Here is a 16,288-nt window from a genome sequence, read left to right as displayed (position 1 = left end):
ATTATGGAAACGTTAATAACCATCCTGGCAGGTGTATTAGTAACGGTTGCTACCTATTTAATTCTTTCGAAAAGTTTAATCCGAGTGATTTTAGGAACGGCGATCCTTTCACATGCAGCACATTTGCTGATATTGACCATGGGCAGTGGACTGAAGAGTGGAAGTGTACCCATATTGGGTGAGGGAGATGGGGTCTTTGTTGATGCGCTCCCACAGGCGCTCATTTTAACTTCTATCGTTATCAGTTTTGCTGTAACTGCAATGTCGCTTGTTTTAACTTATCGTACGTATCAGGAAACAGAGACAGATAAACTGGATGAGTTACGGGGGACTAAACATGAATAATATTCTCGTGTTGCCAATGGTGATCCCTGTCATGGTCGGCATTATTTTAATCTTCTTGCGCCCTTATATCAAGGCGCAACGATGGATCAGTTTTTCTGTAATGATTGTAAATTCAGGTATAGCAGTTTATTTATTAGATCGTATTGTGACAGAAGGCATAATCAGACTTGATTTTGGAGGATGGAAACCACCGTTTGGTATTCTGTTTGTAGCAGATTCCTTTTCTGTTATTTTAGTTTTAACCACTAGTATCGTTACGGCAATTTGCTTGCTTTACGCATTTTCATCTGTTGGAAAAGAACATGAGAAAATGTATTTCTATTCATTTGTTAACTTTCTAATTGCGGGTGTGAATGGGTCCTTTCTTACAGGTGATCTATTTAACCTCTATGTTTGTTTTGAAATTATGCTTCTGGCCTCTTATGTTCTTGTGGCCTTTGGCGGTAAAAAAGGACAATTGAGAGAGTCAATCAAATATGTTGTGATCAATGTAATTTCATCCTGGATTTTTCTTATTGCGATCGCTTATTTATATGGGACAGTTGGTACATTGAATATGGCCCATATATCGGAACGAATTGCTGAATCGGGTCAGACACCACTGCTGACTGTTATAAGTATCGTATTTTTAACGGTATTTGCACTGAAATCAGGCTTATTGCTATACTACTGGCTGCCTGGTGCGTACAGTGTTCCATCCACTGCAGTAGCTGCATTGTTTGGGGCATTGCTGACGAAGGTCGGAATATACGCGATGATTCGTATCTTTACATTGTTGTTTTATCATGAGCAGGGCATCACACATACACTTATTGGAGTTCTGGCAGGACTAACCCTAATTGGTGGTAGTATTGGTGCGATAGCATATAAGGATATACGCCAGATTATTGCGTATAATGTTGTTATTGCTGTTGGCTTTATATTAGTCGGACTTGCAGTGGGGACGACAACAGCCATAGAGGGGTCCATATACTACTTGATTCATGACATGATTGTAAAAGCGCTCCTATTCTTGCTTGCAGGTACAATGATTGCCGTAACCGGGGAAACGAGAATTGACAATATGAGTGGCCTGATTCGAAATTACCCTTTGTTTGGATGGATTTTCTTTATCGTAATGCTTTCTCTAGCAGGAATTCCCCCGCTAAGTGGTTTTATAGGAAAAGTTTTAGTAGGCCAAGGAGCGGTTGAAGCAGGTTCGTACATTCTCTTTGCACTTGCCTTTATTTCCAGTATTTTCGTTCTGTATTCGTTGCTTCGAATTTTTCTGAACAGTTTTTGGGGAGAGACAATTATTAGTAAGGAAGATAAAATCCCGATGAAAAGGGGCTGGATCGTACCATGTATTTTACTTACTATTGGAACGATCGGATTAGGTTTTGGTGCTGAGTTACTTGCTGTTTATGTAAAAGATGCAGCAAATACGTTAATGAATCCGCAAATTTACATTGATGCAGTTTTCAATGAGTAACCAAATCGTATTCAATCAAGAGGAGGTGGAACTGGAATGCCTGCCCAATTTTTATTAAATGTATTTGTCGCAGTACTTTGGACCTTGATCAGTGATGAGGATGAATTGAAATTTACGACCTTGGTAATGGGGTATTTAGTTGGGATTGTTATTGTATTTTTAATGCATCGATTCTTTGGTGATCGATTTTATTTGAACCGCTTCTTTGCATTAATAAAGCTCGTTTTTATTTTTAATGTAGAGCTGTTTCAGTCCACTGTACTCGTATTAAGACACATACTAAGTCCCAAAATTCGTATCAAACCAGGTATTTTTAAATATGAAACTGTTTTAAGGGGTGAATGGGAAATTACTACCCTTGCCCTGCTTCTAACATTAACCCCAGGATCTGTCGTCATTCAAGTGACACCTGAAGGAGATGCCTTTTACATTCATGCAATGGATGTGGAAGAATCGAAGGATATGCTTTTACGCTCATTAGGTAAATTTGAAAGAGCGATTATGGGGGTGATGAGGTAATGATTAGTGCCATGCTATATACTGCCCTTGCTTTGTATGGAGTAGCAATTGCGATAAGTGCTTATCGTATCATCGCCGGACCAAGTTTACCTGATCGAGTGGTTGCTCTTGATATGATCGGTGTCATGCTTGTTTCATCCATTGCAATTATATCTGTTTTACAAGGTACAAAAGCGTATCTGGAAGTGATTCTTATATTGGCTATTTTAGCCTTTATTAGTACCATTGCCTTCTCCAAATACATAGAGAGGGGTGTCATCATTGAACGTAAAAGAGATGATTGAATTTATTGCAGCCCTTTTCATGCTTATTGGAGCCATCATGGCTGTGATTAGTGCGATCGGTATTATTCGTTTTCCTGATGTGTATACACGTTCCCATGCAGGTACGAAAAGTTCAACTTTAGCAGTGTTATTGACACTTTCAGGAGCGTTTTTATACTTTGCGGTGGAACAAGGTTTTTACAGTGTACGATTACTCCTTGGAATTGTGTTTGTCTTTCTGACTGCTCCAGTGGCAGGTCATCTAATTACAAGAGCAGCATATACAGCAGGTGTAGGGATGGCCGACTCAACAGTGGAAGATGAGCTAAAGGATGTTATGGAAGTAAATAGACATAAAGAAGAAGGCAAGTAATCTTTTTGTAAGGATTGCTTGCCTTCTTCTATCCATTTTCTATTGTTTCATATTACGTGATCTTGGGAAAACTTATTATAATCATGCTTTTTAAAGGAGACAAGGAATAAATGGTTTCAACAAATACTGTTTCAAAAGAAGAAGGTTTAGATCACACACTCTCCTTACTGAAAGAAGGATATGATTTTATTCCAAATCGGGTACGTAAATTTGATTCAGAAATCGTGGAGACACGCATATTTGGGAAAAAGGCAATCTGTATAAGCGGCAAAGAGGCCACCGAAATTTTCTATGATAATAATCGTTTTAAAAGAAAAGGTGTTGCGCCAGGAAGAATTCAAAAGAGTTTATTTGGTGAAGGTGGCGTGCAAGGATTGGATGGCGAGGAACATCGCCATCGTAAAGCGATGTTTATGTCCCTCATGTCTTCAGAGCGTCTGAAAGTATTGGATGAAATTACGGAAAAACAATGGCAAATTGCAATTGATAAGTGGAAGTCCATGGATGCGGTTGTTTTATTTGAGGAAGCGGAGGAAATTATGTGCCGCATTGCCTGCAGTTGGGCAGGTGTCCCATTATGGGCGAAGGATTTAGAACTTCGAACGATGGACCTTAGTGCCATGATTGATGCTTTCGGGGCTATTGGTCCAAGACATTGGGAAGGCAGAAGAGCACGTACACGAACAGAACGTTGGATTTCCTATATGATCAGACAAGTTCGCACAGGAAAGATAGGCGCAGATGAAGATACGGCTTTATATCAAATAGCTTGGCATGAAGACCTTAATGGAAACTTGCTTGATATAAAAACGGCAGCCGTGGAATTGATAAATATTCTGCGCCCCATTGTTGCTATCGGAAGATTTATTACATTTGGTGCTGTCGCATTACATGAAAATCCTGAAAAACGGAATAAAGTATTCACTGATGAGGTAGGTTATCGTCAAATGTTTGTTCAGGAAGTTCGCCGCTACTATCCATTTGGCCCCTTTCTTGGTGCGCTTGTTCGTGAAGAATTTACATGGAAAGGCTACGAATTTAAAAAGGGGACATTAGTATTACTCGATATATATGGAACAAATCATAGTCCAACACTATGGGAATATCCGGATGTTTTCTGGCCGGAAAGATTTTCTGAGTGGGATGGCAGCCCGTTCAATTTTATCCCTCAGGGTGGTGGAGAATACGATATTGGTCACCGTTGTGCCGGCGAAGGGATTACCGTTCAAATCATGAATACAAGTTTGAAATATTTATCGGGTAAAATTGATTATGATGTACCATTGCAGGACTTAAACTATAGTAAGCTAAGAATACCATCGATTCCGAAGAGCAGATTTATTATGAAAAATGTCAGGCATGCGTAATAGGTACAATTTAAATTTAAATGGGGTCCGCATATATACGGGCCCCATTTTTCATCCCTTCTTCTCACATGCTTCCCGGAAACGCATTAACAGGTTTAGCATCTTTGTATCGACAGCAAACAATTCTTCCGGATGGAATTGCAGTCCAAGAATGAATTGATATTTCTTTTTAGCCTCTACAACTTCAATGACATTATCTTCTGAAGTAGCAGCCACTTAAAGTGAATCAGCTAACCTTTAGACCGTTTGATGATGCTTACTGTTGACCATGGCTTTCTTTTCCCCACTCCTTATCCCTATTCCATGTTTGCCTAATAACTAATCCGGTGTATAAGAGAAACGGATAATTTGTTAAAATGAAAGGCTAAAAAGGACATATTAATTAAGAAAAAATGACAATTCACCAGAAAAAGTGACAGATTCCTAACAAGAAAGTAAAATACTCGTGTAAGGGGGAAAAATTTTATTATGAACGATTTTAGAAAAAAGTGCGCGGAAATCTCCGAGCATCCTATATTTATGAATATAATTATTGGCTTAATACTTATCAATGCAATCTTAGTAGGACTAGAGACATACGCATACTTCGCTACTAATTTTTCAGATTGGATTTATATCGCTGATCAAATTTTGCTATGGATTTTTACGATAGAAATTCTAATCCGGCTAATCGGAAGCAAATCAATCGGATCTTTCTTCAAAGACCCGTGGAATGTATTTGATTTTCTTATTGTGGCAAGTGGCCATATATTAATCGGAGCGCATTATGTGACGGTCTTAAGGATATTACGAGTTCTCCGTGTATTGAGAGCCGTATCCATTATTCCATCCCTTCGCCGTATGGTAAATGCCCTTCTCCTTACGATCCCATCAATGGGAACAATTATGTTATTGCTTGGGATATTCTTTTACATTTATGGAGTAATCGGGACGATGATGTTTCAATCGATTGCACCCGAGTATTTTGGAACGCTGCATGATTCTTTGCTATCGCTATTTCAGGTAATTACGCTTGAATCATGGGCAAGTGGTGTGATGAGACCAATTCTGGAACAAGACCCCTCAGCCTGGTGGTATTTCGTTACATTTATTTTAATCGGCTCCTTTGTCATTGTTAATTTATTTGTTGGTGTTGTCGTTAACAATGTGGAAGAGGCAAGCAGAGAAGAAAAGCCCACTCCAACGGATATTAAGCTTGCTGAAGTTCAGAAAGAACTACAAGATATTAAGAGGCTGCTAGAAAAGAAAGCGGAATAGAAATTTCCCGGAAAGGAGCTCATGCTGTATGGCAGGAATTAAAATTCAAAAGCCAAAAATGGCTCAGGGTCTGCCGGTGGAAACCTTTGAAGTGAAAGAAGAACTCTATTATGATCGAATGGCCATCAAAGACTGTTCGATATTCGGGGAAAATATACATCGCATCACATTTGATGAAGTTTTGTTTCAAAATGTCGTTTTTGAAGAAGTTTCATTTAAAAATATTGAACTAACCGACTGTATTTTTGATCACTGTGACTTATCGAATGCTGATTTCAGCGAGGGAAGTATCCACCGGGTGGAGTTCAAAAACTCTAAGATGCTTGGTACCAATTTTTCTGATTCCTCACTTGGCAATGTCAGATTTGAAACATGTCAAGGTAATTTAAGTTCTTTTGGGTTTGCAAAATTAAAGCAGGTTCTATTTGAAGATTGTTCCCTTCAGAACGGGGATTTTTTTGAATGTAATTTTCAAAAGGTCGCATTTGAAAGATGCAGTTTAAACGAAGTAAACTTTGCAAATTCGTCATTAGACGGAGTCGATTTAAGCAGTTGTTCATTCGACCAGCTGCAAGTATCATTGGAAAGCCTGCGAGGTTGCATGGTTAATACAGAACAGGCAATTGGATTTGCGAGAATTCTTGGATTAGAAATAAAGGAATAAGAATAGAGCCACCAACAGCACCCTTGGCAATCTGTTGGAGGCTCTATTTCTTTGTTTTGGCCTCGGCCTTTATCTTTTTTAGTCCATCAACTCAGAAACAATTTCATAGGAACGTAAACGATCTTCCAGATGATAAATCTGGGAGCTGATGATCATTTCGTCGGCTTGTGTGGATTCCTGGAAAGCAGCAAGACCTTTTCTAACCGTTTCCGGACTACCTACAATCGTAGTACGTGGATCAAGTGATTCTTCCACAGCTGCTTTTTCCATCGGCGACCAAACTTCATCGATATTATCGATTGGTGCTAACAGCTTTGTTGGTTCACCTCTACGTAGATTTAAAAACTGTAAACGATGTGAGCTTGCTAAGTACTGTGCCTTTTCATCTGTCTCAGCAGCAATTACATTCACACCGACCATTGCATATGGCTTTTTAAGCGTATCTGAAGGCTGGAAGCTGTCTCGATACAGTTTTAGTGCAGGAATTGTATATGCCGGTGCAAAATGACTGGCAAAGGAGAAATGCAATCCTTTTTGTGCTGCAAGTCGTGCACTGAAATCACTGGAACCGAGTAACCAAAGAGGAATATCAAGACCTTGTCCAGGAACAGATTTTACACGAGATACAGGTTCATCGGAGAAATAATCCTGTAGTTCATTTACTTGCATAGGGAAATCATTCGGTCCCATATTCAATGTGCGTCTTAAAGCCTGGGCTGCAGCCTGGTCACTTCCTGGAGCACGACCTAAACCAAGATCAATCCGACCTGGGAAAAGGGACTCAAGCGTACCAAATTGTTCAGCGATAACGAGTGTAGCGTGATTCGGAAGCATCACCCCACCGGAGCCAACGCGCATATGATTTGTTTTTGCAGCAATATGTCCGATAAGTACTGAAGTAGCTGAACTTGCGATTCCAGGCATATTATGATGTTCTGCCAGCCAATAACGGTTAAATCCCCACTTTTCAACATGCTGGGCTAATTCAACGCTTTCTTTAAAAGACTGTGTTGCATTACTGCCTTCTATGATAGGTGCTAAATCCAGTACAGATAATGGGATGTTATTGAACTTATTTATATGATTAGATGTCATTTTACCACTCCTTATATTAGTAAGAAATGATACTGGTTTTCGGGTGATACGTCCAATTATTAGCTTTTGTTGGTTTGATTATTATATTGTTGTAAATTTTTAAAAAATGCTTGACTTGAGATAATATCATGTAGTACTATTTAGTCATGTTCTTTATTAGGAACAAACACACGCAAATAAAGAACAACATCAGATTATAAATTGTTATTTCTGTAAATTACTTATTGACATGTTCTTTATAATGAACTAATATGTAATTTATAGGAAACAAAAAAAGTATGAAAATCAAGTATATATTTTTTATCATATTGTTCGTTATAAAGAATATATTGGATGTATATCCGATAAACCCTAAAGGTGGTATGAATGAATAAATCGAGTGAAATTAACTTAAAAGATTATTTTGATTTAATTAAACAGCGCTTCTGGATGATCATCGTTATAACACTACTGACAACTTTGGCTGGTTATTTTTATAGTGATCAAAATTATACACCACTCTATCAATCATCTACAAGAATCATCTTAGGATCTGGAACGGAAGATATGAATACGTTAATGGTTATGATTAAAGATCCAATTATTATGGAAAAGGTTAAAGACGATGTAAATTTATCAAAGTCTTCCGAAGCAATTGCAGGGCAGATCACTGTTGAAAGGATAGATGATTCACAAGTTATTCGAATTTCTGTCACCGACCAAGATGCCGACCTTACAGCTGAAATAGCAAATTCTACTGCAACGTCATTTAAGAGTGAAATCGTCGGCATATTAGGTTATTCAGATGTTCAATTATTATCTCCGGCAAAGGTGAATCCGAATCCTATCAATGAAACGCAAAATCGTACCGTTATTATCGCCTTTGTATTTGGGTTAATTATCGGCATCGGATTGATATTTTTAATAGACTCCTTGGATAGTAAAGTAAGAAAAGAGCGTGAGGTAGAAGAAATATTGGGAGTCCCTGTTTTAGGTGTTGTATCAAATATGAATAAGAAAAAATTCGCGCTTAACAAAAATAATAAAAGAAATACGAGTGAAAGGAGTGAGGAGATTGCTATTAAACAAGAGGCATAACACAATTCCTAAGAAGATACATCTTGCCACCTACTCGAATGCAGATTCCGTAATTTCTGATCAATTCAGAACAATACGCACAAATCTTAAATTCCTAATGGAAGAAAAGAAAAACCGAGTATTTTTAATTACCTCCCCAGGAGTAAGCGAGGGGAAATCAACAACAGTAGCAAATTTAGCAGTTTCCATAGCCCAACAAAAAGAAAAGGTCCTTTTAATTGACGCCAATTTAAGAGACCCGATTATTGATCGCATTTTTAAAATCCAAAATATAATTGGATTAACCGATGTCCTTAATGGAGTTACGACGCTTAAGCAAGCGATTAGCAGAACAGATATTGGGAAGTTGGACATTTTGACCAGTGGTTCTGAAGTTTCCAATCCTACTGAAATATTGGGAAGTCGTGATATGGAAACGATTTTAAATGATGTATCTACCATGTATGATATCGTTCTAATTGATTCTCCAACTATATTAAAATCCACGGAGACAAGGGTGCTCGCTAATCAATGTGATGGAGCTGTGTTAGTCCTGAATCGTGGGAAAACAGAAATGGAGAAAGCTGTTGAAACAAAAAGGGTGCTGGATCTTGCCCATGCAAATTTGTTAGGCGTTATTTTAAATGAAAAATAGGGACATTTTTTTAATCGTTTCGTTCGTTATTAAGAATATAAAGTGATAATACATACGTTAAATAGTTTTAGGTGATGTCTACTCATCATTATCAATGTAGGCACTCGGTCATGCTGTGGGTTGAAATAAACCTTAGACGCATTCGTTGTCGAAAGTGTGATGTGAGGAAGGGTTGGATGCCCTATACATACATAGAAAAAAACTTAAAAGACGAATGAGAGAAGGAAGGATATGACATATAAACAACGGATTTCTTTATTTTTCATTGTGGACTCTTTAATTGTACTGACGGCCTTTTTTATCAGCATTCTTTTAGTAAGTGAAAATCCCTCCATAAACGTACCGCTGATACTTAGCGCCATAACGATTTTACTATGTCATCATTTATTCTCAGCAAGATACAAATTATACAAGAAGGTTTGGGCATATGCGAGTATTCAGGAATTAGTAAGTATTATCAAAGTCGTGACTTTCTCAAGTATAACAGCAATCATAATGCAATTCATTATCATGCAAGATGTGCAATTTAAATTATTAGCTGTTACATGGTTGCTTCATATGTTTTTAATAGGTGGTTCACGATTTGTCTGGAGATTGTACCGTGATTCGATTATGAACAAATCAGATAATAAAGTACGAACATTAATCATTGGCGCAGGATCGGCAGGAACCATGGTTGCTAGGCAGTTATTGAGAAAGAATGAAGGGAATTTGTTGCCGGTAGCTTTTATTGATGATGATGCCAAAAAACGTCATCTTGATATTATGGGGCTACCTGTGATTGGCGGAGTGAAGGAAATTGCAAGAGCAGTACAAGAACATGAAATTGATAATATCATTATCTCTATTCCTTCACTCCGTAGAAATGAATTAAACATTATCTTTCAGGAATGTGCCAAAACAGAAGCACAAACAAAAATCCTGCCATTTTTGGAGGATTTAATAACGGGTAAAGTCAGTGTTAGCCAATTTCGTGATGTTCAGGTAGAAGATTTATTAGGTAGAGATCCAGTGGATATGGATATCGTCAGTATCTCTGAATATGTTTCCAATAAAGTTGTTTTGGTCACCGGGGCAGGTGGATCCATTGGGTCGGAAATAGCACGGCAAATTTCAGCATTTCATCCGAGCAAGTTAATTTTACTAGGTCACGGAGAAAACAGTATTTATGCAATTGAAATGGAACTCAAAGAAATGTTTAAAGACAGTGAAATTGAATTGATAACGGAGATCGCAGACATCCAGGATGCAAGAAAAATGAGGACTGTGATGCGCAAGTATAAGCCAGATGTGGTTTACCATGCAGCAGCACATAAACATGTTCCATTAATGGAGCGTAACCCGGAAGAAGCTGTAAAAAACAATATTATCGGTACAATGAATGTCGCAAAAGCGGCCAGTTGGAGCAAGGTAGGAATATTTGTGATGGTCTCGACAGATAAGGCCGTCAATCCAACTAGCGTAATGGGTGCATCAAAACGCCTTACGGAAATGATCGTTCAGGATATGGATCGACATAGTGATACAAAATTTGTGGCAGTCCGATTCGGCAATGTCCTTGGAAGCAGAGGAAGTGTTATCCCACTTTTTGAAAAACAAATTAAAAAAGGGGGTCCGGTAACGGTTACGGATCCGAATATGGTTCGCTATTTCATGACGATTCCAGAAGCTTCCAGGTTAGTAATCCAAGCAGGTGCACTTGCAGGTGGAGGGGAAATATTTGTATTGGATATGGGTGACCCAGTAAAAATAGTCGATCTTGCCAAAAATTTAATTAAACTATCAGGAAATTCCATTGAGGAGATTGGAATCGAATTTACAGGAATTAGACCTGGAGAAAAACTTTTTGAAGAGTTATTAAAAGAAAATGAAGTGGAAAACGTGCAAGTGTATCCGAAAATCTATGTAGGTAAAACAACGGATCTATACATAGATGAAATAAATCAAATTATAGCAAATTATAATGATTTGGATGCAGATGCATTAAGGAATCAGTTACTAAACTTAGCAAATAACGTCGTCAGGCAGGAGCCAAGAAAAGTCATGACGATTTAGGGGAGGATGAACAGAATGAAAGTAAAAAAAGCGATTATTCCAGCAGCTGGTTTAGGAACAAGATTTCTCCCGGCCACAAAGGCAATGCCAAAGGAAATGCTGCCAATTGTAGATAAACCAACCATTCAATACATTATCGAGGAAGCCATTGAGTCAGGAATAGAAGATATTATTATCGTTACCGGTAAAGGGAAAAGGGCAATCGAGGATCACTTCGACAATTCCTATGAGCTCGAGCAAAACTTAATCGATAAAGGAAAATTCGATTTGCTTAATGAAGTACAGAAACCTTCAAAACTAGTAGACATCCATTATATCCGGCAGAAAGAACCAAAAGGATTAGGGCATGCTATTTGGTGTGCAAGGAAATTTATCGGTAATGAACCTTTTGCTGTACTGCTAGGTGATGACATCGTAAAAGCAGAAACGCCGTGTCTAAAGCAATTGATCGACCAACATACTCACTATAATACTTCTATACTTGGTGTACAGACTGTAAAACAAGAAGAAGTGTCCAGATACGGTATCGTTGATGGAACCATGATTGAAAAGGATCTGTACAATATTCATCATTTAGTTGAAAAACCAAAACAAGATGAAGCTCCTTCTAATCTGGCAATCTTAGGCAGATATATATTAACTCCTAAAATATTTGATATATTAAGCAACCAAAAACCTGGAGCAGGAGATGAAATTCAGCTCACCGACGCAATTGCTGAACTGAATAAACGTGAAGCGGTATATGCATACGAGTTTGAAGGAAAACGTTATGATGTCGGTGAAAAAATGGGCTTTATCAAAACAACGATCGACTTTGCTCTGCGGCGAGAGGATTTAAAACATGATTTACTCGATTATCTTCAATCGATAGTAGAAAAGGAACTAACCAAGTAGCTTAATTGAAAGGGGGGTTAAAGATGGCCAAAAAAATACTATATTGCGCGACGGTTGATTACCATTTCAAGGCTTTCCACTTGCCATATATGAAGTGGTTTAAGGAACAGGGGTGGGAAGTGGATGTGGCTGCAGCTGGAACGATTGATTTACCATACACGGATAGCAAATATAATATTGCCATGGAGCGATCCCCTTTTCATCGATCAAATATAAAAGCATATAAACAATTAAAGGGTGTTATTGATCAAAATAATTATTCCATTATTCATTGCCATACCCCTTTAGGTGGTGTTTTGGCCCGGCTTGCAGCAAGACAGGCAAGAAAAAAGGGAGCAAAGGTTATCTATACAGCCCATGGATTTCACTTTTGTAAAGGTGTACCAATATTAAACTGGATTGTCTACTATCCAATTGAAAAATTTTTATCAAAGCATACCGATAGTTTAATAACTATTAATGATGAAGATTATCAGCTAGCAACGAAGCACCGGTTTAAAGCTGGAACGATTGAACATGTACATGGCGTTGGTATTGATACTGAAAAATATAAACCAGTAGACGAAATTAAAAAAACAGAACTTAAAAAGTCATTTGGCTATCGGGCCAATGACTTTTTGCTGTTTTATGCTGCTGAATTTAATAAAAATAAGAATCAGCAGTTTTTGATCCATGCGTTAGCTTTGGTGAAGGAGCAAATACCAAATGCAAGGTTGTTACTTGCTGGTGAGGGTCCCTTGTTAGAAAACTGCCGTGATCTTGCTAGTAGTCTTGGGATTAGCAATATGGTTGAATTTCTAGGTTTCAGAAAGGATCTTGACCACGTATTACCGATGTGTGATATAGCGGTGGCATCCAGTTTCCGCGAGGGACTGCCAGTTAATGTGATGGAGGCAATGTCTTGTGGATTGCCTGTTGTGGCGGTGGATAACCGGGGGCATCGGGAGCTTGTACAAAATAACCATAACGGATACGTGATTACAAGTTATGTTCCAGATGAATTTGCGAATAAAGTGATTCATCTATCAAAACAGAAGAAACTAAGAGAAGAATATGGGGTAAACGGAAGAGATGCGATAATCGCAAACTATAGTGTACGAAAGGTACTGGCAGAGAAAAAACAAATTTATCAATCCTTCATAGGGGAACAGGGGAAACTAAAATGGGCAATCCATTAAGGATACTGCATGTAGTAGTAAATATGAATCGTGGTGGAGCAGAAACTCTGATTATGAACTTGTATCGAAATATGGATCGTACAAAAGTTCAATTTGATTTCCTGACATGTAAAGAAGGCGTTTTTGATGAAGAAATTATTGCAATGGGTGGGAAAGTGCAACGTATCCGGTATGTGACGAGGGTAGGGCACATGGGTTACATTAGAGAACTTGATTATTTTTTCAAGAACAATCCAGAATACCAAATTGTACATTCACACATGGATAAAATGAGTGGTTTTGTTCTTAGATCTGCTAGGAGAGCAAATATACCAGTTAGAATAGCGCACAGTCATAATACTGATAGTGAAGGAGGCTTCTTATCGAAGACATATAAATCGTATGCAGGAAGTTATGTGAAGGCAAACGCAACGCATTTATACGCTTGTTCACTTGAAGCTGCCAACTGGCTATACGGCGAAGAATCGGAAAAAGCTTATGTCTTAAACAATGGAATAGAAACGAAAAAGTTTCTATTTTCATACGAAACTAGAATTGATGTTAGGAGTAATTTGAATCTAAATCAGGATACTTTAGTTATAGGGCATGTAGGTAGATTTGCACACCAAAAAAATCATAAATTTCTATTAGAGGTCTTTGCAGATGTTCATAAAAAAGTACCGAATTCATGCTTGTTGTTAATAGGTGAAGGTTCATTAAAAGAAAATATGATTGATAAGGTAAAAGGATTAAAATTGGAAAAAAGTGTAATTTTTTTAGGGGTGAGAGAAGATATACATACTTTGCTCCAAGCTTTTGACGTGTTTGCGTTTCCTTCTTTACATGAGGGGTTAGGAATATCTGTAATTGAGGCTCAGTGTTCAGGTTTACCTTGTATTATTTCAACTACAATAACAAAAGAGGTTGATATGGATCTAGGTTTGGTAAATTATATACCTTTATCAGATAGAGAAACCTGGAGGGAAAAAATTATTAATTTGGCAAAAGATTTTCCATCTAGGGATATAAATCACGAGGACTTATTGCAAAAGGGATATGATATTAAAAATATTGCTAAAAATACACAAAAATCATACTTGACTTTAGGAGAAGAAGTTATATGAAGCAGTTAACAGTATTCACTCCTACTTATAACCGTGACTATTGCCTTCATCAGTGCTATGAAAGTTTAAAAAGACAAACCAGCCAAGACTTTATCTGGTTGATTATTGATGACGGTTCAACAGATAATACAAAAGAGTTGGTTAATGGTTGGATAGATGAGGGCAACATCCAAATAAATTATCATTGGCAGGAAAATCAAGGGATGCATGGTGCACATAACGCAGCATATGGAATCATTGATACAGAATTGAATGTTTGTATAGATTCAGATGATTATATGCCAGGAGATGCCGTAGCTAAGATTTTATCATTTTGGGAAAAGCATGGCAGCAATCAGGTCAGTGGCATGATTGGCCTCGATGCAGATAATAATGAATGTATTATTGGCACAAGATTACCCGAACAAATCGAACGCTCCACGTTATTCAATCTCTATCATAAGTATGGAGTTAAGGGTGATAAAAAACTAGTGTACCGTTCAGAACTAACAAAGAAATATCCTTACCCAATCTTCAAGGATGAGAAATATGTAGGTCTTGCTTATAAGTATCATATGTTGGATAAAGATTATGAAATGTTATTAATGAATGAAATTTTATGCTGTGTTGAATATCTACCTGATGGTTCTTCCAGAAATATGCTTAACCAGTATCGAAAGAATCCAAAGGGTTTTTCATTTTATCGTAAAGAGCTAATGAAATTACCATTTACAAGTAGTTCATTTAAGTTTAGGCAGGCAGTACATTATGTATCAAGTAACCTAATGATTAGGAATTGGAGATTTATAGAAGAAACACCTAATAAAATAATGACAGTTTTGGCACTGCCATTTGGCTTATCTTTATATCTATTTATACTATCTAAAACAAGGAAATTACGTGTTTCGTAATTTCCTGAAAGGGATATAGCAAATGACTTTACTTTGGATCAATCTTTCGTTGGTATTTACGTATTCCCTTTTTTCAAGATACTTTGCAACACCAGCATTAGATTCGGGATTATCTGCTTCTATAAAGCCTAATAAGGTGTTAATACTCGGTTCCATCGTAACATTGGTACTCATTTCAGGTCTAAGGTCAAATATTGGAGACACTTTTAATTATATAAATATCTATAATGATAATGAATTTACGTGGGAATATATCCTATCAGAAAAAGATATTGGGTTTGGGATTCTTCAAATGCTTCTAAAAAATTTCGTATCCCAAGATCCCCAAGTAATGATTTTTACAACAGCTCTGATTACAAACGTACTTATTATCATCGTTTTATACAATTACTCTAGAATGGTTGAACTCAGTCTGTATGTATATATTACGGGCGGGTTATTTTTAGTTTCCATGAATGGAATTAGACAGGTTTTGGCTGCAGCGATTACGTTCACCGCTATTAAATATCTAATCAATGGAAATTGGTGGAAATATGCTTTTGTTGTTGTAATAGCATCCTTTTTCCATCAAAGTGCACTCATACTACTACCTATTTATTTTTTAGTCCGTTTTAAAGCATGGTCTAAAGCAACCATTGCATTAGTAATTTCATCCGTTTTTATCGTAATTGGATATGACCAATTTTCAAAACTATTATTTACAGCAATAGAGGATACGCAATATGGTGGCTATGCAAGTTTTGCTGAAGGTGGGGCGAACAATCTTCGTGTGGCAGTTGAATCTGTCCCAATTATTCTTGCTTTTATAGGGAGAGAAAAGCTGAAACAAATTTTTCCAAATAGTGATTATATCGTAAACATGGCTTTGATCGGATTAATCTTTATGATGATATCTACACAAAACTGGATATTTGCCAGAGTTTCCATCTATTTTCAGTTATATTCATTAATTCTGATTTCCTGGATTCCAAAACTGTTTCGGGAAAAAGACCAGAAGATAATCTACTTTGGGATTATCGTTTGTTACCTAGTTTACTATTATTATGAAAATGTTATTAATCTTAACATCTTATATAAAAGTGATTACTTAATCTGGTAAAGAG

Annotated in this window: 18 protein-coding genes; 16 read left to right on the top strand and 2 right to left on the bottom strand. The window is 37.3% G+C overall.

What is annotated here, in order from left to right:
• Window positions 1-3 precede the first annotated feature (3 nt).
• From ACHABU_RS12065 to ACHABU_RS12040, 6 genes are all read left to right on the top strand, one after another.
• A complete protein-coding gene (locus ACHABU_RS12065) occupies window positions 4-345 on the top strand; it encodes a Na(+)/H(+) antiporter subunit C (protein WP_435765134.1) in 342 nt (113 codons plus the stop codon).
• Window positions 338-1,816, top strand: a complete 1,479-nt coding sequence (locus ACHABU_RS12060; protein ID WP_435765133.1) for a Na+/H+ antiporter subunit D — start codon at window positions 338-340, stop codon at window positions 1,814-1,816. Before ACHABU_RS12065 ends, ACHABU_RS12060 begins: the two co-directional genes overlap by 8 nt.
• 36 nt (window positions 1,817-1,852) lie before the next feature.
• The gene (locus tag ACHABU_RS12055; RefSeq protein WP_435765131.1) at window positions 1,853-2,335 is read left to right on the top strand and encodes a Na+/H+ antiporter subunit E; all 483 of its coding nucleotides are present in this window, start codon (window positions 1,853-1,855) and stop codon (window positions 2,333-2,335) included.
• A complete protein-coding gene (locus tag ACHABU_RS12050; protein ID WP_435765130.1) occupies window positions 2,335-2,619 on the top strand; it encodes a Na(+)/H(+) antiporter subunit F1 in 285 nt (94 codons plus the stop codon). The genes ACHABU_RS12055 and ACHABU_RS12050 overlap by 1 nt, the downstream gene beginning before the upstream one ends.
• Window positions 2,597-2,971 (top strand): Na+/H+ antiporter subunit G, encoded by a 375-nt coding sequence (locus ACHABU_RS12045; protein WP_435765129.1) that lies wholly within the window; start codon window positions 2,597-2,599, stop codon window positions 2,969-2,971. The genes ACHABU_RS12050 and ACHABU_RS12045 overlap by 23 nt, the downstream gene beginning before the upstream one ends.
• Before the next feature lie 110 nt (window positions 2,972-3,081).
• Entirely contained in the window at window positions 3,082-4,338 is a 1,257-nt protein-coding gene (locus ACHABU_RS12040) for a cytochrome P450 (protein WP_435765128.1), read from the top strand.
• Between the two features lie 51 nt (window positions 4,339-4,389).
• Here the strand turns inward: ACHABU_RS12040 and ACHABU_RS12035 are convergent, their stop codons facing one another.
• On the bottom strand, window positions 4,390-4,554 hold the full coding sequence (locus ACHABU_RS12035) for a gamma-glutamyl-gamma-aminobutyrate hydrolase family protein (protein ID WP_435765127.1): 165 nt from the start codon (window positions 4,552-4,554) through the stop codon (window positions 4,390-4,392).
• A 252-nt stretch (window positions 4,555-4,806) separates the two neighbouring features.
• On the opposite strand from ACHABU_RS12035, the gene ACHABU_RS12030 reads away from it, so the two are divergent.
• Entirely contained in the window at window positions 4,807-5,595 is a 789-nt protein-coding gene (locus tag ACHABU_RS12030; protein ID WP_435765126.1) for an ion transporter, read from the top strand.
• 28 nt (window positions 5,596-5,623) lie between these two features.
• Window positions 5,624-6,259 carry a pentapeptide repeat-containing protein gene (locus ACHABU_RS12025; protein WP_435765125.1) on the top strand — a complete coding sequence of 212 codons (636 nt, stop codon included), beginning with the start codon at window positions 5,624-5,626 and terminating at the stop codon, window positions 6,257-6,259.
• A 78-nt stretch (window positions 6,260-6,337) separates the two neighbouring features.
• On the opposite strand, the gene ACHABU_RS12020 is transcribed toward ACHABU_RS12025, so the two are convergent.
• Complete coding sequence (locus ACHABU_RS12020; protein ID WP_435765124.1) at window positions 6,338-7,354, bottom strand: LLM class flavin-dependent oxidoreductase; 1,017 nt, start codon at window positions 7,352-7,354, stop codon at window positions 6,338-6,340.
• A gap of 366 nt (window positions 7,355-7,720) precedes the next feature.
• Between ACHABU_RS12020 and ACHABU_RS12015 the strand changes: the two genes are divergently transcribed.
• From ACHABU_RS12015 to ACHABU_RS11980, 8 genes are all read left to right on the top strand, one after another.
• On the top strand, window positions 7,721-8,431 hold the full coding sequence (locus ACHABU_RS12015) for a YveK family protein (protein ID WP_435765123.1): 711 nt from the start codon (window positions 7,721-7,723) through the stop codon (window positions 8,429-8,431).
• A complete protein-coding gene (locus tag ACHABU_RS12010; protein ID WP_435765121.1) occupies window positions 8,400-9,065 on the top strand; it encodes a CpsD/CapB family tyrosine-protein kinase in 666 nt (221 codons plus the stop codon). Before ACHABU_RS12015 ends, ACHABU_RS12010 begins: the two co-directional genes overlap by 32 nt.
• A gap of 231 nt (window positions 9,066-9,296) precedes the next feature.
• On the top strand, window positions 9,297-11,120 hold the full coding sequence (locus tag ACHABU_RS12005) for a polysaccharide biosynthesis protein (protein WP_435765120.1): 1,824 nt from the start codon (window positions 9,297-9,299) through the stop codon (window positions 11,118-11,120).
• A 15-nt stretch (window positions 11,121-11,135) separates the two neighbouring features.
• Window positions 11,136-12,014: a UTP--glucose-1-phosphate uridylyltransferase GalU gene (gene galU / locus ACHABU_RS12000; protein WP_435765119.1), complete on the top strand. Its 879-nt coding sequence runs from the start codon at window positions 11,136-11,138 to the stop codon at window positions 12,012-12,014.
• 23 nt (window positions 12,015-12,037) lie between these two features.
• Window positions 12,038-13,192, top strand: a complete 1,155-nt coding sequence (locus tag ACHABU_RS11995) for a glycosyltransferase family 4 protein (protein ID WP_435765117.1) — start codon at window positions 12,038-12,040, stop codon at window positions 13,190-13,192.
• Window positions 13,177-14,295, top strand: coding sequence for a glycosyltransferase family 1 protein (locus ACHABU_RS11990; protein ID WP_435765116.1), 1,119 nt, complete (start codon window positions 13,177-13,179; stop codon window positions 14,293-14,295). Before ACHABU_RS11995 ends, ACHABU_RS11990 begins: the two co-directional genes overlap by 16 nt.
• Complete coding sequence (locus tag ACHABU_RS11985) at window positions 14,292-15,185, top strand: glycosyltransferase family 2 protein (RefSeq protein ID WP_435765115.1); 894 nt, start codon at window positions 14,292-14,294, stop codon at window positions 15,183-15,185. Before ACHABU_RS11990 ends, ACHABU_RS11985 begins: the two co-directional genes overlap by 4 nt.
• A gap of 22 nt (window positions 15,186-15,207) precedes the next feature.
• Window positions 15,208-16,284 carry an EpsG family protein gene (locus ACHABU_RS11980; RefSeq protein ID WP_435765114.1) on the top strand — a complete coding sequence of 359 codons (1,077 nt, stop codon included), beginning with the start codon at window positions 15,208-15,210 and terminating at the stop codon, window positions 16,282-16,284.
• The last annotated feature ends 4 nt before the right edge of the window (window positions 16,285-16,288 follow it).

It is taken from the genome of Oceanobacillus sp. CF4.6, assembly GCF_051262635.1.
In the GTDB taxonomy this organism is placed as follows: Bacteria; Bacillota; Bacilli; order Bacillales; family Amphibacillaceae; genus Oceanobacillus.
Note: the sequence above shows the minus strand (reverse complement) of the source record. Positions and strands in the feature narration are given on the sequence as shown.